The organism is Telluria sp. AZSoR62 (genome assembly GCF_058111565.1).
Genome location: NZ_JBYTST010000006.1, coordinates 129,942 through 143,903, shown reverse-complemented (window position 1 = coordinate 143,903; position 13,962 = coordinate 129,942). Strand labels below are relative to the sequence as shown.

Genomic DNA, 13,962 nt, shown 5'->3' with positions numbered 1-13,962 from the left:
TCTGCGCTCGTGCCGCATTGCGGCGCCCTGTTACCCAGGCTGACAGGCATCCTGCTCGCCGCCTCCCTGGCCGCGTGCGGCGGCGGTGGCGGCAGTTCGCCGGCCCCCGCGCCGGCCCCGCCGCCGCCGGTGGTCGTGACGCCGCCTCCGCCGCCGCCAGTGGCGGCGCTGCCGGGCAGCTATGCCGATCCGGTCGTCTATTCGGGCGGCGCCTCGGCCGCACTGGCCAGCGCGACGGAGAACGCGGCCAAGGTCGAGGCCCGCATTACCCTCGACGGCCGCTCGCTCGACTACACCGCCACCACCGGCCACCTCACGGCCACCGACCTGCAGACCGGACAGCCGGCGGCGTCCTTCTTCTACGTCGCCTATACCGCCGGCACGCTGCCGGCGGCGCAGCGGCCGGTCACCTTCTTCTACAACGGCGGGCCGGGGTCGGCCTCGATCTGGCTGCACCTGGGCTCCTTCGGCCCGCGCCGGATGGCCACCACCTTCCCGTCGACCGAGCCGCCCGCGACCGCGCCGGCGATGGTCGACAATCAGGAAACGTTGCTGGACCATTCCGACCTGGTGTTCGTGGACGCCATCGGCACCGGCTACTCGCAGGCGATCGCCCCGCGCACCAATGCCCAGTTCTGGGGCGTCGACCAGGACGCGGCGGCCTTCCGCGATTTCGTGCGCCGCTACCTCATCGCCAACAACCGCCAGGCCTCGCCGGTCTACCTGTTCGGCGAATCGTATGGCGGGCCGCGCGCGGCCGTGATGGCCAACCTGCTGGAAACCGCCGGGGTGCGCGTGACCGGCGTCATGCTGCAATCGCCCGCCATGAACTACAACTCGAACTGCGGCGTGTTCAATCCCGGGCAGGTCAGCTGCGAAGGCTATATCCCGAGCTATGCGGCCGTGTCGAGCTACTACCAGAACGGCGGCAGCCTGCCGACCGACTTCTCGTCGCTTCTGCAGCGCGTGCGCGACTTTGCCGCCGGCCCCTACCGCAGCGAGGTCGGCCCCTTCATTGCCAGCGGCGCGCCGCCGACCGACGCCACCCTGACCCAGCTGGCCACCTATACCGGCGTGCCTGCGCTGACCTGGCGCCAGGATTTCTCGATGGTGCCGGGCGCCTACCGCGCGCGGTTCCAGACGGGGCAGGTGATCGGACGCTACGATGCGCGGGTGCGCGCGCCCGTCGGCAGCGCGCTGGCCGCCGGCGGCGATCCGTCGATCAACCTGGTCGGCAGCGTCTTCAACAGCGCGATCGGCACCTATCTCAAGAACGAACTGCGCTACACGGCCGTCACGCCCTACCTGGGGTCCAACAACATGCTGAACCTGTGGAACTTCTCGCATGACGGCAAGGCAGTGCCGGACACGATTCCGGACCTGGCCGCGGCCCTGACGCTCAACCCGGCCATGAAGGTGCTGGCCATGGGCGGCTACCATGACCTGGCGACGCCCTTCTACCAGACCGAGCTCGACCTGGCGCGGCTGGGTCCGCAGGCCGGTATCCAGATCCGCAACTACGACAGCGGGCACATGAGCTATCTCGACGACCGCGTGCGCCGCCTCCAGAAGGCCGACCTGCGCGCCTTCTACAACAGCGTATCGGTGGCACAATGAAAACCATGCATCTGTTCTTGATATTCATGAGTGCGGCGGGCGCGGCTGCGGCGCAGGCGCAGGCGCCGATCGGCGTCGACGGCATGGTGCCCCCGGCGCTGCGCAACCGCCAGCCCGATGCCCCGGCGGCGACCGGCGCGGCGCTGCGCGCGCAGGCGCTGGCCAAGCTCGAGAAGCAGTTCCGCGAGGCCGACGTGAACGGCAACGGCAGCTTGAGCATGGACGAGGCCAAGAACTTCGGCTTCGTCGCCAGGCATTTCGACGAGATCGATACGGCGCGCCGCGGCGCCGTCAGCTTCGACGACTTGCGGGCCTACCTGGCGCGGGTGAAGGCGGAGCGGCGCTAGGCCTGCCCGCCGGCGGGAACCCGCGCTTGCCGCTTCCTGTCTTACCGCCTGTTCAAGGCGACCCCGGCGCCGGCAGGTGCCGGTGCAGCGTCGTCAGGACCACCTCTTCCTGCCGTGACAGCGCCGAATAGGCGCCCGGCAGCGTGCCCGGGTCGCTGGCGGTGCCCCCGATCAGGACGACGACCCCGCTGCGCGTCTTGAAATCGAGGGCAAAGACCGACAGCAATCCGTACGCTTCCCCCAGGTGGCCCCACGCAGGATAGCCCTCGGCCAGCAGCCGGCTGCGCTCGCCCTTCGCGGTCCCGAATCCTTGCGCACCGAGCCCCCAGTGGATGAACAGGCCGCCGTGGGTGTCGCCGTTGCGCAGCGCCGGATCGTGCCGCCACTGGGTCGAGAACATCGCAGCCAGGCTGGCGCTCGACAGGAAGGCCCGCCCCTGGTGGCGTCCGCCGTCGAGCAGCATCCGCATCACCTTGCCCAGGTCGTCGGCCGAGGCGCGCAGGCCGCCGGTCGGGCTGAACAGGCTGCCATTGCTCCCGATCGCATAGTGTTCCAGCCCGGCCGGCGCGGCGGGCGGCGCGGCGCGGTAGTCGTCGACCTGGGCGACCCAGCCGCCCGACCCCCCGGACGCCGAGGCTGCAGCCCGCTTGCGGTACAGGGTGGCCAGGTTGTCCCTGGCCGCAGGCGCCAGGGCCGCGGCATGGAAGCCGCCGCGCATGTCCAGCGGCGCCAGGACCAGGCGCTGCATCAGGCGGTCGAAGCGTTCGCCGCTTGCCGCTTCCATGACTGTACCGATCACGCTCCAGTTCAGGTTGCTGTAGCTGAAGTAGTCGCCGGGCCGGTGATCCAGGTCCCAGCTGCGCTGCCTGTCCTCCAGCGCCGTCGCGAGCGCCGCCTGCGCACCCCAGCTGTAGCCGCCGTCGTCGCGCAGCGAGGAGGTATGGCTCAGCAGCATGCGCAGGGTGAGCGGGCGCGCTGGATGGGCCGGGTTGCGCACCGCGTAGCCCAGGTAGTCCCCGATATCGCGGTCGAGCGCGAGCTTGCCTTCTTCCACCAGCCGCATGACCCCCAGCGCCGTGACCAGTTTCGACACCGAGGCGATGCGGTAGAGGGTATCGGGGCCGGCCGGCAGGTTGCGCGAGCCGTCCAGCGGGTCGATACTGCGATGGCCGAAGCCGCGCCGGTACGCGACCTCGCCCCGGCGCACTACCAGCACGGACAGGCTGGCCATGCCGAGCACCGGATCGGCGACGATCGCCTGCAGTTCGCGGTCGAGCGCACCTGGCCGCGATGGGCCCGGCGCCGCCTCCGTGGCGCCGAACCCTCCCGTCCACGTGCACGCGGCCGCGCCCGCCGCCAGGCCGAGACAAGCCAGGGCTCTCCAGCAAGCTGTGCGCACGGCTGGACCCGGACTCAATAGAACTGGTAAGACAGGTTGATGTCGATCGTCCGCGGCTGCGCGAAGATGGGACGCGCGCCGGTGATCCCGATCGGCTGGGACGATACCTGGGCACTGCGGTCGGCGAGGTTGCGCGCCCACAGGCCCAGCTCCCAGTTGTCGCGGCTGAAGGATATATCGCCGTTGAACAGGGCATAGGATGGGAATTCGGTAGGCGGCACCCCGTTGGTATCGCGGTTGGTCAGCACCCGGCCGACATAGCGGCCGCTCAGGCCCGCGTTCATGTAAATGCCGTTGTCGAAGTAGGTGTTGTAGCGCACCCCGAGATTGTGCTTCCACTTGGCCCCGCCGCCGAGGCGGTCGCCCTCGTACCAGGTCGTGCAGCCGGCGCCCGAGGTATTCCCGTACAGGCAGTGGGTCCTGGTCTCGTCGAACTCGCCCCGGTTGGTGGCGCTTGCCATGTTGACGCTCCAGCTGGCGTCGAGGCGGTAGCGGGCGGTCAGTTCGAGGCCCTGGGTGTGGGCGTCGGGGCCGTTGGCGGTGCCGTTGATCGGGAAGCCGTTCTCGACTTCCTGGCTGCGGTAGGTCTGGGTATCGTTCCAGTCGATCCGGTAGATGCTGGCTTCGACATACAGCTTGCGCCCGAACAGGTAGCCCTTGATGCCGATTTCCTTGTTGAGGGTCGAGTCGGGCCGGTATTCATTGCCTTCCGTGGTGATCTTGTTGGCCCCGAAGTCGCGGAAGCCGTTCACGCCGCCGCGCCGGTAGCCTTCCGACAGCGTCGCATAGGCCAGCAGGTTGTCGTTGAATTGATAGGATGCGTTGAACTTGTAATAGGACTCCCCGCTCGCGCTGGTGGTATTGGTCTTGTCGCTGTCGACCAGGTCGTAGGTGAAGTCCTTGATGAAGGAGCGCGCCTTGTCGTCGTACTTGAACAGGCGTCCGCCCACGGTCAGCAGCCACTTCGGCGTCGGACGGTAGCCGATCTCGCCAAAGACCGCGGTTTCCGAGTACTTGCTCGACAGGTCTTCGGTGTACCCTTCGTCGACCCGTCCGCCTTTCGCCTGGCGCTCGATGCCGTTGTAGGCGTCCAGGCCTTCCATCATCTCGGAAAATTTCAGGCTCTTGTTGGTACGCGTGTAGAACACCCCGGCGATCCAGCTGAACGGTCCGTCGCCGTTCGAGGTAAGGCGCGTCTCGTGGGCCAAACCGGTATAGCGGTTGTCGAAGGTCATGTAGGCGGAGCGGCCGCTGTCGATCCTGGCGCCGGAGTCGCCCAGCAGGTAGTAGAACACGTGGCCGCGGTCCGTATAGTCGGCCTGGCCCTGGCGTTCGTCGGTGAAATACGAGGTCGACGAATGCAGTTTCGCAAACGCGAAGTCCCAGTCGAGGTCGATCGAATCGAGCTTGAACCTGCGGTCGGAAAACTCTTCGTAGCGCGACAGGATGGTGTGGTCGTTGACGGCAAAGGGCGTGCGGAAGGCGTCCGTGTAGGTCGGGCAGGGATCCTTGCCTTGGGGGCCGCACAGTTCGCCGTAGCGGTCGTAGTTCCACACCGCCAGCTTCTCGGCCGCGGTGGTGGCGTTGGCGATGCCGAGCGGGGTCAGGCTGACCCCGGTGGTACCGTGGGCCAGCTGGTTCTGCTGGGTATGGGCGAAGGTCAGGCCGACATCGCGGTGCGGTTTCCACAGCAGGCTGACCCGTCCTCCATTGACCTTTTGCCAGTCGTCGTCCTCGTAGACGTTGCGCGCCGGGTCGGGCTTGGTGACCCAGGTGCCGGCGCCATTATTGACGTTCCATGGCGGATTCGACACGCGGTCGGTGTAGCCCTTCTCGTCGAGGCGGGCCAGCGAGGCGCGCAGCGCCAGGCGTTCGCCGAGCGGCAGGTTGAGGACGACATCGGTGTCGTTGCTCAGGCCGCCATGCCGGGTCTGGTAGAAGCCGGTGTTGACCCTGAATTCGGTCTTGCCCAGCCTGGGCTGGTTGGTGATGTAGCGAATGGTGCCGCCGAGGCTGCCGCTGCCGTAGAGCGTGCCCTGGGGCCCGAGCAGGGTTTCGACCCGGGAAATGTCCTTGATCCGGTATCCCATGAAGGGCAAGGGCGTATCGTCCAGGTAATAGGCGAGGGTGGAGCGGACGAACTGCTCGATGTTATTGGCGTTCACCGGCGACACGTTCAGGCCGCGCACGGTGACGGAATCGGTAAAGCGCGCCCCGTTGCCGGGAGCGCTGATGCTCACGTTCTCGGCAATCAGGCGCTTGGCATCGGTGATGTTTTCGCGGCGCAGCGTTTCTTCCGAGATGGCCGTGACGTTGTAGGGCACCTTGGAGGCGAGCTCGCTGCGCTTGGATGCGGTCACGACCACCCTGGTGATCTGCTCTTCCTTCGCTTCCAGCCTGGCCTCCTTGGAGGCCTGGGTCGCGACGGCCGCCGCCTCACCCGCAGGGGGCAGGGGCGTGCCGCCCGATTCCTGCGCCGCGGCATGGGGCGCATAGGCGATCAGGGCTGCGGATACGGCAGCGGCGATGGCGCTTGGCTTGGTGTTCAATGGAGTCTCCTTGATTGTTGTTGGTATGTCGTCGACGGCTGATCGAGCGTAAAAGAATGTTATGCATGAAACTTTTCATCTGGAATGACCGGTTCGGAAAGCTCAGTTGCATGGTTTGCAAGCAAAGTCCTTGTTTGCCTTGGGCCGTGGCGGACATTCGGGCGCGCGCTCCTATGGGATGACGCCGGCTTGGGGGGACTGGCGGGGCCGCGCGGGCTTGACGCAAGCTGCGCTCGGTCCGTATGAAATGCTTGCGCCGCGCCATAACCGCATGGAATGCCGCTCGCTGGCCCGGGCCCTGCCGCAGGTGGTAAACTGCGCTGGCCCGCCATGCGGTTCAGAGTCAGTTCACCACAGCGATTGCCGGAACATGAGCGAAACAAATCCCGCGGACAGCTCGGCAAGTCCGGCAAATCACGTCGAGCAGTATGCCGATGCCATCACCAGTGTCGACATCCGGCTGCTGCACGTGTTCTGCGTGGTCGTGTCGGCCGGGGGCCTGTCGCCCGCCACCACCGTGTTGCAGGCCGACCTGTCCACGGTCAGCCGCTACCTGAAGGAACTGGAAGACGCGGTGGGCGCGCGCTTGTGCAATCGGGGCCGTTCGGGGTTTTCCCTGACCGCCCACGGCGTACTGGTCCACAGTGCGGCCCAGGAGCTGTTCCAGGCCGTGCGCAGCTTTGGCGAAAAGGTCAACGGCCTGCGTACCGACCCGGTCGGAGAACTCAAGCTGGGCATCATGGATGCGCTGCTGTCCGACCCCCAGTTCAGGATGGCGGCCGCCTTGCGCGCCTATCGGGCCAGGGCGCCGCGCGTGCGCATCGCCCTGTCGGTCGGCAAGCCGCTCGACATCGAGCGCCAGGTCCTGAACGGCAGCCTCGATGCGGGCGTGGTCGCGTCGACCGGCGAGTCTCCCGGTCTCAGCAGCCATCCTCTCTACAAGGAAACCAGCAGCCTGTATTGTTCGGAACATCATCCGCTCTACCTGCACGGCGATCCCAGCCTGCATGGCGGCGAAACCGGCAGCCTCGACCTGGTGGAAGATCCCTATACCGACAGCGTCCCGATGCATGGCTGGGGCCCGTGCTTTCGGCGCGCCGCCCGGGCCGACAGCCTGGAAGGCGTGGCCCTGCTGGTGAGCAGCGGGGATTACGTCGGATTCCTGCCGGACCACTATGCCGACATGCTCAGGCCCAGCACCCGCCTGCGCAGCATCCGTCCCGACCTGTTCCGCTATGAACAGCACATCGACCTCGTCGTGCGCGCGGGGCCGATGCACCCCTTCGTCCAGGGCGTGGTCGCGGAGCTGTTCGCAAGCCAGGCGCGGCCGGGCGACAACCGGCGGTGACAGGAACGAGCAGCCTGGATCATCGCGCAAGCAAGGAACTGTTGTTGTCCAGCCCATAGTTACCTTGGGGGAGCGAATCGTCAAATCCATCGCGGTATAATTGACTTACAGTAACTTTTTCGGTCAGCCGGCCCCCTGCGATGGAAGACACACCACAATCGAACGAGCTGTTCCTGTTCCTGGCGTCCACCGCGCACGACATGAAGAACTCGATCAGCGTCCTGTCCGGCACGCTCGAGCGCCTGCTCGACGACGCGTCGCCCGAGACCGAACAAGCCTATCCGCAGATGGCGCAGATGCTGTACCAGACGCGCCGCCTGAACGACAACCTGATGCAGCTGCTGGCGCTGTACAAGCATGTCGGCACGCCGGAATACCCGTTCGACGTGCAGCCGATCGAGGCCGGCCAGCTGGTCGAGCAGGTGGTGGCGCTCGAGCGCGTGCTGCTGGAGTCGCGCGGCATCGCGCTCGAACTCGAGGTCGAGCCGGACCTGGTCTGGCACCTGGATGAAGACCTGATCGTCGGCGTGGTCTCGCACGCGATCAACAATGCGGTGCACTACACGCGCGACCGCATCCGGCTGTCGGCGCGGCAGCAGGACGGCTGGCTGGAGATCCGCGTCGAAGACAACGGCAGGGGCTATCCGGCTGCACTGCTGGAAGCCGGCAGCGCGGCGCTGAGCGGCACCGCCAGCGGCGTGAACTTCCTGACCAACAGCGCCGGCCTGGGCCTGCACTTCTCGCGCGAGGTCGCGAAGATGCACCGCCACCGCGAGCGCGCCGGGACGGTGCGCCTGGAAAACGGCGGCCCGCTCGGCGGCGGCTGCTTCATCCTGGCGCTGCCATGAATACCGCCGTGAACACCTTCAGCCCACCCGTCGTCGCCGACCAGGTCGACTGGGCCGGCAAGAACTACCTGGTCGTGGACGACTTCATCGGCGTGCGCCAGCTGCTGCGCGAAGCGCTGCGCAGCCTGGGGGCGCGCAACATCGACCAGGCCTCCAGCGGCGGCGAGGCCATGGGGGCCTTGAACCGCACCCGCTACGACGTGGTGCTGTGCGACTTCAACCTGGGCGAAGGCAAGAACGGCCAGCAGGTGCTGGAAGAGGCGCGCATGCGCAACCTGTTGCTGCCCTCGAGTGTGTTCCTGATGGTCTCGGCCGAGAAGAGCGTCGAGTCGGTGATGGGCGCGGCCGAGCACCAGCCGGACGCCTACCTGGTCAAGCCGATCACCGAGGGCGTGCTGCTCTCGCGCCTGAACCGCGTGTGGCGCAAGAAGCAGGTGTTCAGCCTGATCGACCAGGCCTATGCCGAAAAAGACTACCTGCGCGCGGCGCGCCTGTGCGACGAGCAGGTGGCGGGCAACAAGGTGCACGAGATCGACCTGCTGCGCATGAAGGCGCGGCTGATGGAGAAAAGCGGCGAGCCGGGCAAGGCGCGCGAAACCTACGAACGGGTGCTGGCCCAGCGCGAATACCAGTGGGCGCGCGCAGGCCTGGCCAAGATCCGCCTGGCCGACGGCGACTACGAACAGGCGCGCCAGATGTTCCAGACCGTGATCGCCGAGAACCGCTACTACATCGACGCCTACGATCAGCTGGCCCTGAGCTACCAGAACATGGGCCAGCACGAGGAAGCGCTGGGCATCCTGGAGCGCGCAGCCAAGCTCTCGCCCAATTCGGTGCCGCGCCAGCGCAATCTGGGACAGGCCTGCCTCAAGCTGGGCAACGTCGGCATGGCCGAGAAAGCCTTCCGCAAGTGCATCGCGATCGGCGAATACTCGATCCGCAAGACGCCCGACGCCTACCTCGGCCTTGCGCGCGTATGCGGCCTGAAGAACGACCCGAAGGAAGCGCTGCAGCTCCTGGTCGCGGTACAGCGCGACTTCGGCGCCGAGCATCCGGACATCGAGCTGCGCGCCAAGATCACCGAAGGCCTGGTCTACCACGAGAGCGGCGACTACCGCCGCGCGCGCAAGGCCGGCGACGAGCTGGAGGCGCTGCTGCAGGCCAAGCCCGAGCGCCCGGACGTGCCGACCTGCCTGGAGATGGCGACCTTGCTGTTCGCGGTGGGCGTGAAGGAAGCGCCGGTGGAGCTGCTGTGCTACGTCATCCGCAACAACCACGACAACCAGCTGCTGCAGGACGAGGTGCAGAAGATTTTTGAAAAGGCGCGCATGGGCGAGGAGGGCGAAGCCCTGATCCGCGGCGCACGCAAGGAAGCGATCGACCTGATGAACCAGGGCGTGTTGCTCTGGAAGACCAACAAGCTGGCCGAGGCCGTGGAATGGATGCGCAACGCGCGCGCGGCACTGCCGCACAATGTGCGCATCCTGTTCAATTCGGCGCAGATCCTGGTGTCGTACATGCAGCAGCGCGGCTACAGCGCCGAGCGAATGGAAGAAGCGCAGGGTGTGCTGGGGCACGTCGACCGGCTGCAGCCGGGGCAGCAGCGCTTTGCCCAGTTGATGGAGCAGTTGATGCTGCTGGTGCCGAAGGTGGAGGAGTCGCCGCCGGCCGAGACGGCAAGTGAGTCGGCTACGGCGTGATTCCCGGAGCACCGCCAGCGCATCAGCGGCACCGCTCCCGCACCGGCTCGCACTGCGCCCGTTCCGGGGCATCCCCATGCCGCCGCGCCAGCTCCGCGCACAGCTTGCCCACGTCGATCCCGCCATCGTCCTGGCGCGCCGCCTCGGCCGCGCCGCCCAGCGCGCATTCGCCGATGTACTGCCCCAGCGCCCGGTAGCTCTCGAACTGCGTTTCGTCGAACCACTGGTCGGCCGTGCTTTCGTGCGGATAGGCGGGATGCACCTTGCGGTAGTTGAGCAGGTCCGCGTTCTCGCGCCCGACGATCGCCGGCTTCAGGTAGACCAGCGTGCCGTCGACGCCGCCCGGGTCGACCTGGCTGTAGCGCACGGTGCCCACTGCGCAGCTGGCGCCGCACAGGCCTTCGTCGCCGCGCTGGGCGAGCCTGGAGACGTCCAGGTCGATGCGCACGTGCAGGTCGGTTGCGCACTTGCGGATCGCATTGCCCAGGTCTTCGAAGGACAGCGCGCCGTCGCTGGCCACGTCCACCGCGATGATCAGGCGGCAGCGCCGCCGCACCAGTTCGTAGATGCCGAGGTTGTCGAAATGCCCGCCGTCGGACAGGTAGACATAGCTGGCGTCGGCATTGGTCAGGCCGAACAGCTCGGCCAGGAGGCTGAACAGGCCGACCGGCGGCGAAGACTGCTGCCAGGCGGCCTTGCGCGGGTTCGGGCACCAGCGCCCCAGGCGCACGTTAAACATCGTCATCAGGAAGTTCAGCGGCGCGAGGAGTGCGCGCCCATGTTCGGGCTGGCCGCGGCGCCCGATACCGCCACCGCCATTCCGAGCCGCACGCCGGCGTCGTCGTCGGCCCCGGGGCCCGAGCGCGAGCCATACAGGTCGGTCGGGCGATAGCAGCCGCGCGCGGCGTCGCTGCCGGCGGCCTGTTCGGGCAGCTCGAAGCCGCAATAGCGCGGCGTGAAGGTGAACGAGGCGGCCTTGCGGGTGCGCCACGCGAGTTCTTCGCCGCCGACCAGGTTGAGCGAGGTGTTGATGATGTGGCAGGGGCGCTGGTGCTTCAGGTCGTGCAGCAACGGGTCGTCGCCCGGATCGAAGCCGGTGAACGGGTGCGGGTTGCGCGTGCGGCTGCTGGCGCCGAAGTAGGCGCGCACCAGCCGGTTCCGGTACATCATGTAGAGCGAAAATTTGTTGATGTCGACGCGCCAGCCGAGCACCAGGGCGGCCGCCAGGAAACCGCCGAAGACCGTGGCCAGCCACTGGCCCTCGGTGGCGAGCGTGGCGCCCGCATGGGCGCCGTACACGCACACCAGCGTGATCGGGCCCTGGCAGTCGATGTCGGGAGGGGCCACCACCATCTGCACCAGGGTGCCGAGCAGCGCGAACACGCCGGCCGTGAACACGTAGGGAGCGAGGCGCGCGGCCAGGTCGAGGCGCCAGTCGGCCGTGCGCATGCCGGTCGCGCTGCCGCTGCCCGCCTTCAGCCCGAACCAGGTCACGAGCAGCCAGCCGAGCAGGGTGGTGATGTGGCCCCACGGGTCGTAGGTCAGCCAGGCCCAGTGCAGCAGCGGCCCCAGGAAGAAGGCGATGCCGAACATCGTGACCCAGGCCAGCGCGAAGATCCAGGCCCAGGCGCCCTGGCGGCTCCACCATTCGCGGCTGGCGTCGCTGTACATGCGGCCGATCAGGCCGATCATGAGCGTCATGGTGCTGGCGAACAGCGCCATCATCAGCGGCATGCCGAAGGTGGTAAGGGCAATGGCGTTGTTCAGCACCGGGTGCGTGGCCGGTTCCGGCAGCACGGCCAGCCCGAGCAGCAGCAAGACCGTGCCGAGGGTGAGCGCGCCGAGCGCGCAGGCCAGGTGGGCCAGGCCCTCGAACACCTCGTTGCGCGTGACGTCGGCCGACGGCCGGTTGGGCTGGAACCAGGCCGCCACGCCCAGGGCGACGCCCAGCAGGAAGAAGATGGCCGCCAGCACCAGGAGCCCGCTCACCAGGAAGCCGCTGGTATCGGCATCCATGAAGCGCAGCAGGAAAGCCGGGGCGAAGGTGCCTGCCGCCGCCGTGAGGATGGCCGCCACCGCGACGGCACTGGCGGCGCAGAAGGTATAGCCGGCGCGCCGGTAGACGCTGGTGCGGTCGTGGGCGAGATACCAGCCGCAGCCCCACACGAAGAAGTAGACCAGGCCCGGCGCCAGCAGCCAGTAGGCGCGTCCCTGCAGCTGCGCCGGCAGTTCTCCCATTTCCCAGACCGGCGCGCCGCCGTGGCGCCACAATCCGACGCTGCCGAGGAAGCCCGCCAGCAGCAAGGGCAGGTTGATCCACCACAGCACCGCGCCCTGCGACAGCGGGAAGCGGCGCAGCCCGCGCGAGCTCGAGGGCTTGCTGGAGATGCTGAGCGCGATGCCGAAGACGGCGGCGAGGAAGAGCAGCGCTCCCATAATCCAGGCCGCGTCGGACCAGGCGGCCCAGGGCCCGCCAGGGCTGACGATGCGGTGCACGGCCCACACGGCGGCGCGCGGCAGCAGGAGCAGGGCGCACAGCCAGGCCACCAGCATGGTCAGGTTCAGGCCCGTGTTGCGCACATAGGTGCCGATCAGGGTCCAGGTATCGGCGCTGAACATGCCGCCGTGCGGCGACAGGTAGTTGCTGTACTGGCGCAGGAAGCGCAGCGCCGGGGCCTCGGGCGTGCCGGCGGTAGGCGCCAGCATGGCTTCGACCGCGCCCACGTTGCCGCCCTGTTCGTGGATGCACTTGGACAGCCAGCCGCCGATGAAGCCGCCCCCCGACACGGTGGACAGGTAGTCGAGCCGGCGCAGCAGCCCGTGGCGGGCCAGCGCCTGCAGCACGCCCAGTCCGAAGGTCGCGCTGCGCACGCCGCCGCCGGACAGGGCCAGGCCGACCAGGCCGGCCGCATGGGCGCGCTCCTGCAGTTCGCCGCCCGGGTTGGCGTCCAGCGCGGGGCCGAATGGCGGGCGCAGCAGGTCGAGCTCGTCCTGGAAGACGTCGTTGAAGGTGGCGCCGGTGACCTCGTTCAGCCGTTGCAGGGTGAAGTCGTCGAGCAGGCCGAGGCCGGCGATGCCGTGGCGCCGGCGGAACTCGACGATGGACGCGGCCAGGTCGGCGAGGGTGTACGCATGGGCGGGCGGCTGGCAACCGGCGGCGTCGAGCTTGCGGCGCAGGTCGGCAAGCTGGGACGGCGACAGACTGGCAGGATCGATGGCGAGCACGCGCACACTCCGGCTGGACAGGGAAGGCGGGACCGATGGCGATGGTCCCGTTTGGTCCAGTTCAGCACGCCGCCAAGGCGTGCGCTACCGTTTGCGTCAAGTGTGCGCGGGTTTGCTGCTGGTCAAGCTTTGTCGGCTTTGCCCCGTGGGTTGCGGCCAACGCGGCCGCCGGCCGGATTGCTGCTTGCCGGATCGGGCGCGCCACCGGAGACATCCAGCGGCGAGCCGCCTGTGCCAGTTGGCCCGGAAGAGGCCTTGGCAGCCCCGCCATCTGGCCCGGCGGAGGCGCCTTCGGGCGCCGCGCCGGGTGTCGGGATGGCGCTGGTGACCGCCTGGCGGAACTGGTCTTGCAACAGGTTCCACCAGGCGACGGCAGCGGGCATCGGGTTGTCGCTGGACGCGCCATCGGCCGCTCCGGGCTGGGCGCCGGGCGCCGGGGCCGGGGCGGCCGGCGGTGCGGCAGCGGCAGGAGGGGTGGCGGACTGCGCGAAGAACTGGGCAAAGGGCGCGGCCATGGCGGATTTGTCGCCGGCGCCGCCCATGGCCTGGGCCATGCCGTCGCTCATCGCCTTGAGCGTGGCCAGCGTGCCGCGCTGCACTTCGAGCGCCTGGATGGTCCCGCGCAGCATGCCGATATTCAGGTTGAGCCAGGATTCGACGGCTTTCAGGTCGGCGATTTTCTTGTCCAGGTCTTCGGTGGACAGGCTGGACGTGGCGCCGGGCATGGCGACGCCGGGGATATTCATGCTGCCCCAGAGATTCTTGACGAATTCGAGCGTATCGGTCATTCCGGCAGCGTTCGGCATGGGGGGCTTGAGCATCGGTATTCTCCGTTGGGGGTGACACCCTAGCGTAGCAGATAAATAACACGGTCACCAAGTCGGCGCGCAAGCCGCGGCGCGGCAGCGCCGCGGCCGGCAGGCTACACT

Annotated in this window: 10 protein-coding genes; 5 read left to right on the top strand and 5 right to left on the bottom strand. The window is 68.1% G+C overall.

What is annotated here, in order from left to right; all coding sequences use genetic code 11:
- Window positions 1-27: 27 nt before the first annotated feature.
- Both AC3XQU_RS11525 and AC3XQU_RS11520 read left to right on the top strand, forming a co-directional pair.
- Window positions 28-1,617 carry a S10 family peptidase gene (locus AC3XQU_RS11525; RefSeq protein ID WP_489874434.1) on the top strand — a complete coding sequence of 530 codons (1,590 nt, stop codon included), beginning with the start codon at window positions 28-30 and terminating at the stop codon, window positions 1,615-1,617.
- Complete coding sequence (locus tag AC3XQU_RS11520) at window positions 1,614-1,964, top strand: EF-hand domain-containing protein (protein ID WP_489874306.1); 351 nt, start codon at window positions 1,614-1,616, stop codon at window positions 1,962-1,964. The genes AC3XQU_RS11525 and AC3XQU_RS11520 overlap by 4 nt, the downstream gene beginning before the upstream one ends.
- A 52-nt stretch (window positions 1,965-2,016) precedes the next feature.
- Here AC3XQU_RS11520 and AC3XQU_RS11515 read toward each other — a convergent pair whose 3' ends face one another.
- Both AC3XQU_RS11515 and AC3XQU_RS11510 read right to left on the bottom strand, forming a co-directional pair.
- Window positions 2,017-3,363 (bottom strand): serine hydrolase domain-containing protein, encoded by a 1,347-nt coding sequence (locus AC3XQU_RS11515; RefSeq protein ID WP_489874305.1) that lies wholly within the window; start codon window positions 3,361-3,363, stop codon window positions 2,017-2,019.
- Between the two features lie 14 nt (window positions 3,364-3,377).
- Window positions 3,378-5,912 carry a TonB-dependent receptor gene (locus AC3XQU_RS11510; protein ID WP_489874304.1) on the bottom strand — a complete coding sequence of 845 codons (2,535 nt, stop codon included), beginning with the start codon at window positions 5,910-5,912 and terminating at the stop codon, window positions 3,378-3,380.
- A gap of 370 nt (window positions 5,913-6,282) precedes the next feature.
- Between AC3XQU_RS11510 and AC3XQU_RS11505 the strand changes: the two genes are divergently transcribed.
- From AC3XQU_RS11505 to AC3XQU_RS11495, 3 genes are all read left to right on the top strand, one after another.
- A complete protein-coding gene (locus AC3XQU_RS11505) occupies window positions 6,283-7,260 on the top strand; it encodes a LysR family transcriptional regulator (protein ID WP_489874303.1) in 978 nt (325 codons plus the stop codon).
- 140 nt (window positions 7,261-7,400) lie between these two features.
- Complete coding sequence (locus AC3XQU_RS11500; RefSeq protein ID WP_489874302.1) at window positions 7,401-8,108, top strand: sensor histidine kinase; 708 nt, start codon at window positions 7,401-7,403, stop codon at window positions 8,106-8,108.
- Window positions 8,105-9,808, top strand: a complete 1,704-nt coding sequence (locus tag AC3XQU_RS11495; RefSeq protein WP_489874301.1) for a tetratricopeptide repeat protein — start codon at window positions 8,105-8,107, stop codon at window positions 9,806-9,808. Before AC3XQU_RS11500 ends, AC3XQU_RS11495 begins: the two co-directional genes overlap by 4 nt.
- A 22-nt stretch (window positions 9,809-9,830) precedes the next feature.
- On the opposite strand, the gene AC3XQU_RS11490 is transcribed toward AC3XQU_RS11495, so the two are convergent.
- From AC3XQU_RS11490 to AC3XQU_RS11480, 3 genes are all read right to left on the bottom strand, one after another.
- Complete coding sequence (locus AC3XQU_RS11490; protein ID WP_489874300.1) at window positions 9,831-10,553, bottom strand: hypothetical protein; 723 nt, start codon at window positions 10,551-10,553, stop codon at window positions 9,831-9,833.
- An 8-nt stretch (window positions 10,554-10,561) separates the two neighbouring features.
- Window positions 10,562-13,033, bottom strand: a complete 2,472-nt coding sequence (locus AC3XQU_RS11485) for a patatin-like phospholipase family protein (RefSeq protein ID WP_489874299.1) — start codon at window positions 13,031-13,033, stop codon at window positions 10,562-10,564.
- A gap of 122 nt (window positions 13,034-13,155) precedes the next feature.
- Window positions 13,156-13,854, bottom strand: a complete 699-nt coding sequence (locus tag AC3XQU_RS11480; protein WP_489874298.1) for a PhaM family polyhydroxyalkanoate granule multifunctional regulatory protein — start codon at window positions 13,852-13,854, stop codon at window positions 13,156-13,158.
- Between the last annotated feature and the right edge of the window lie 108 nt (window positions 13,855-13,962).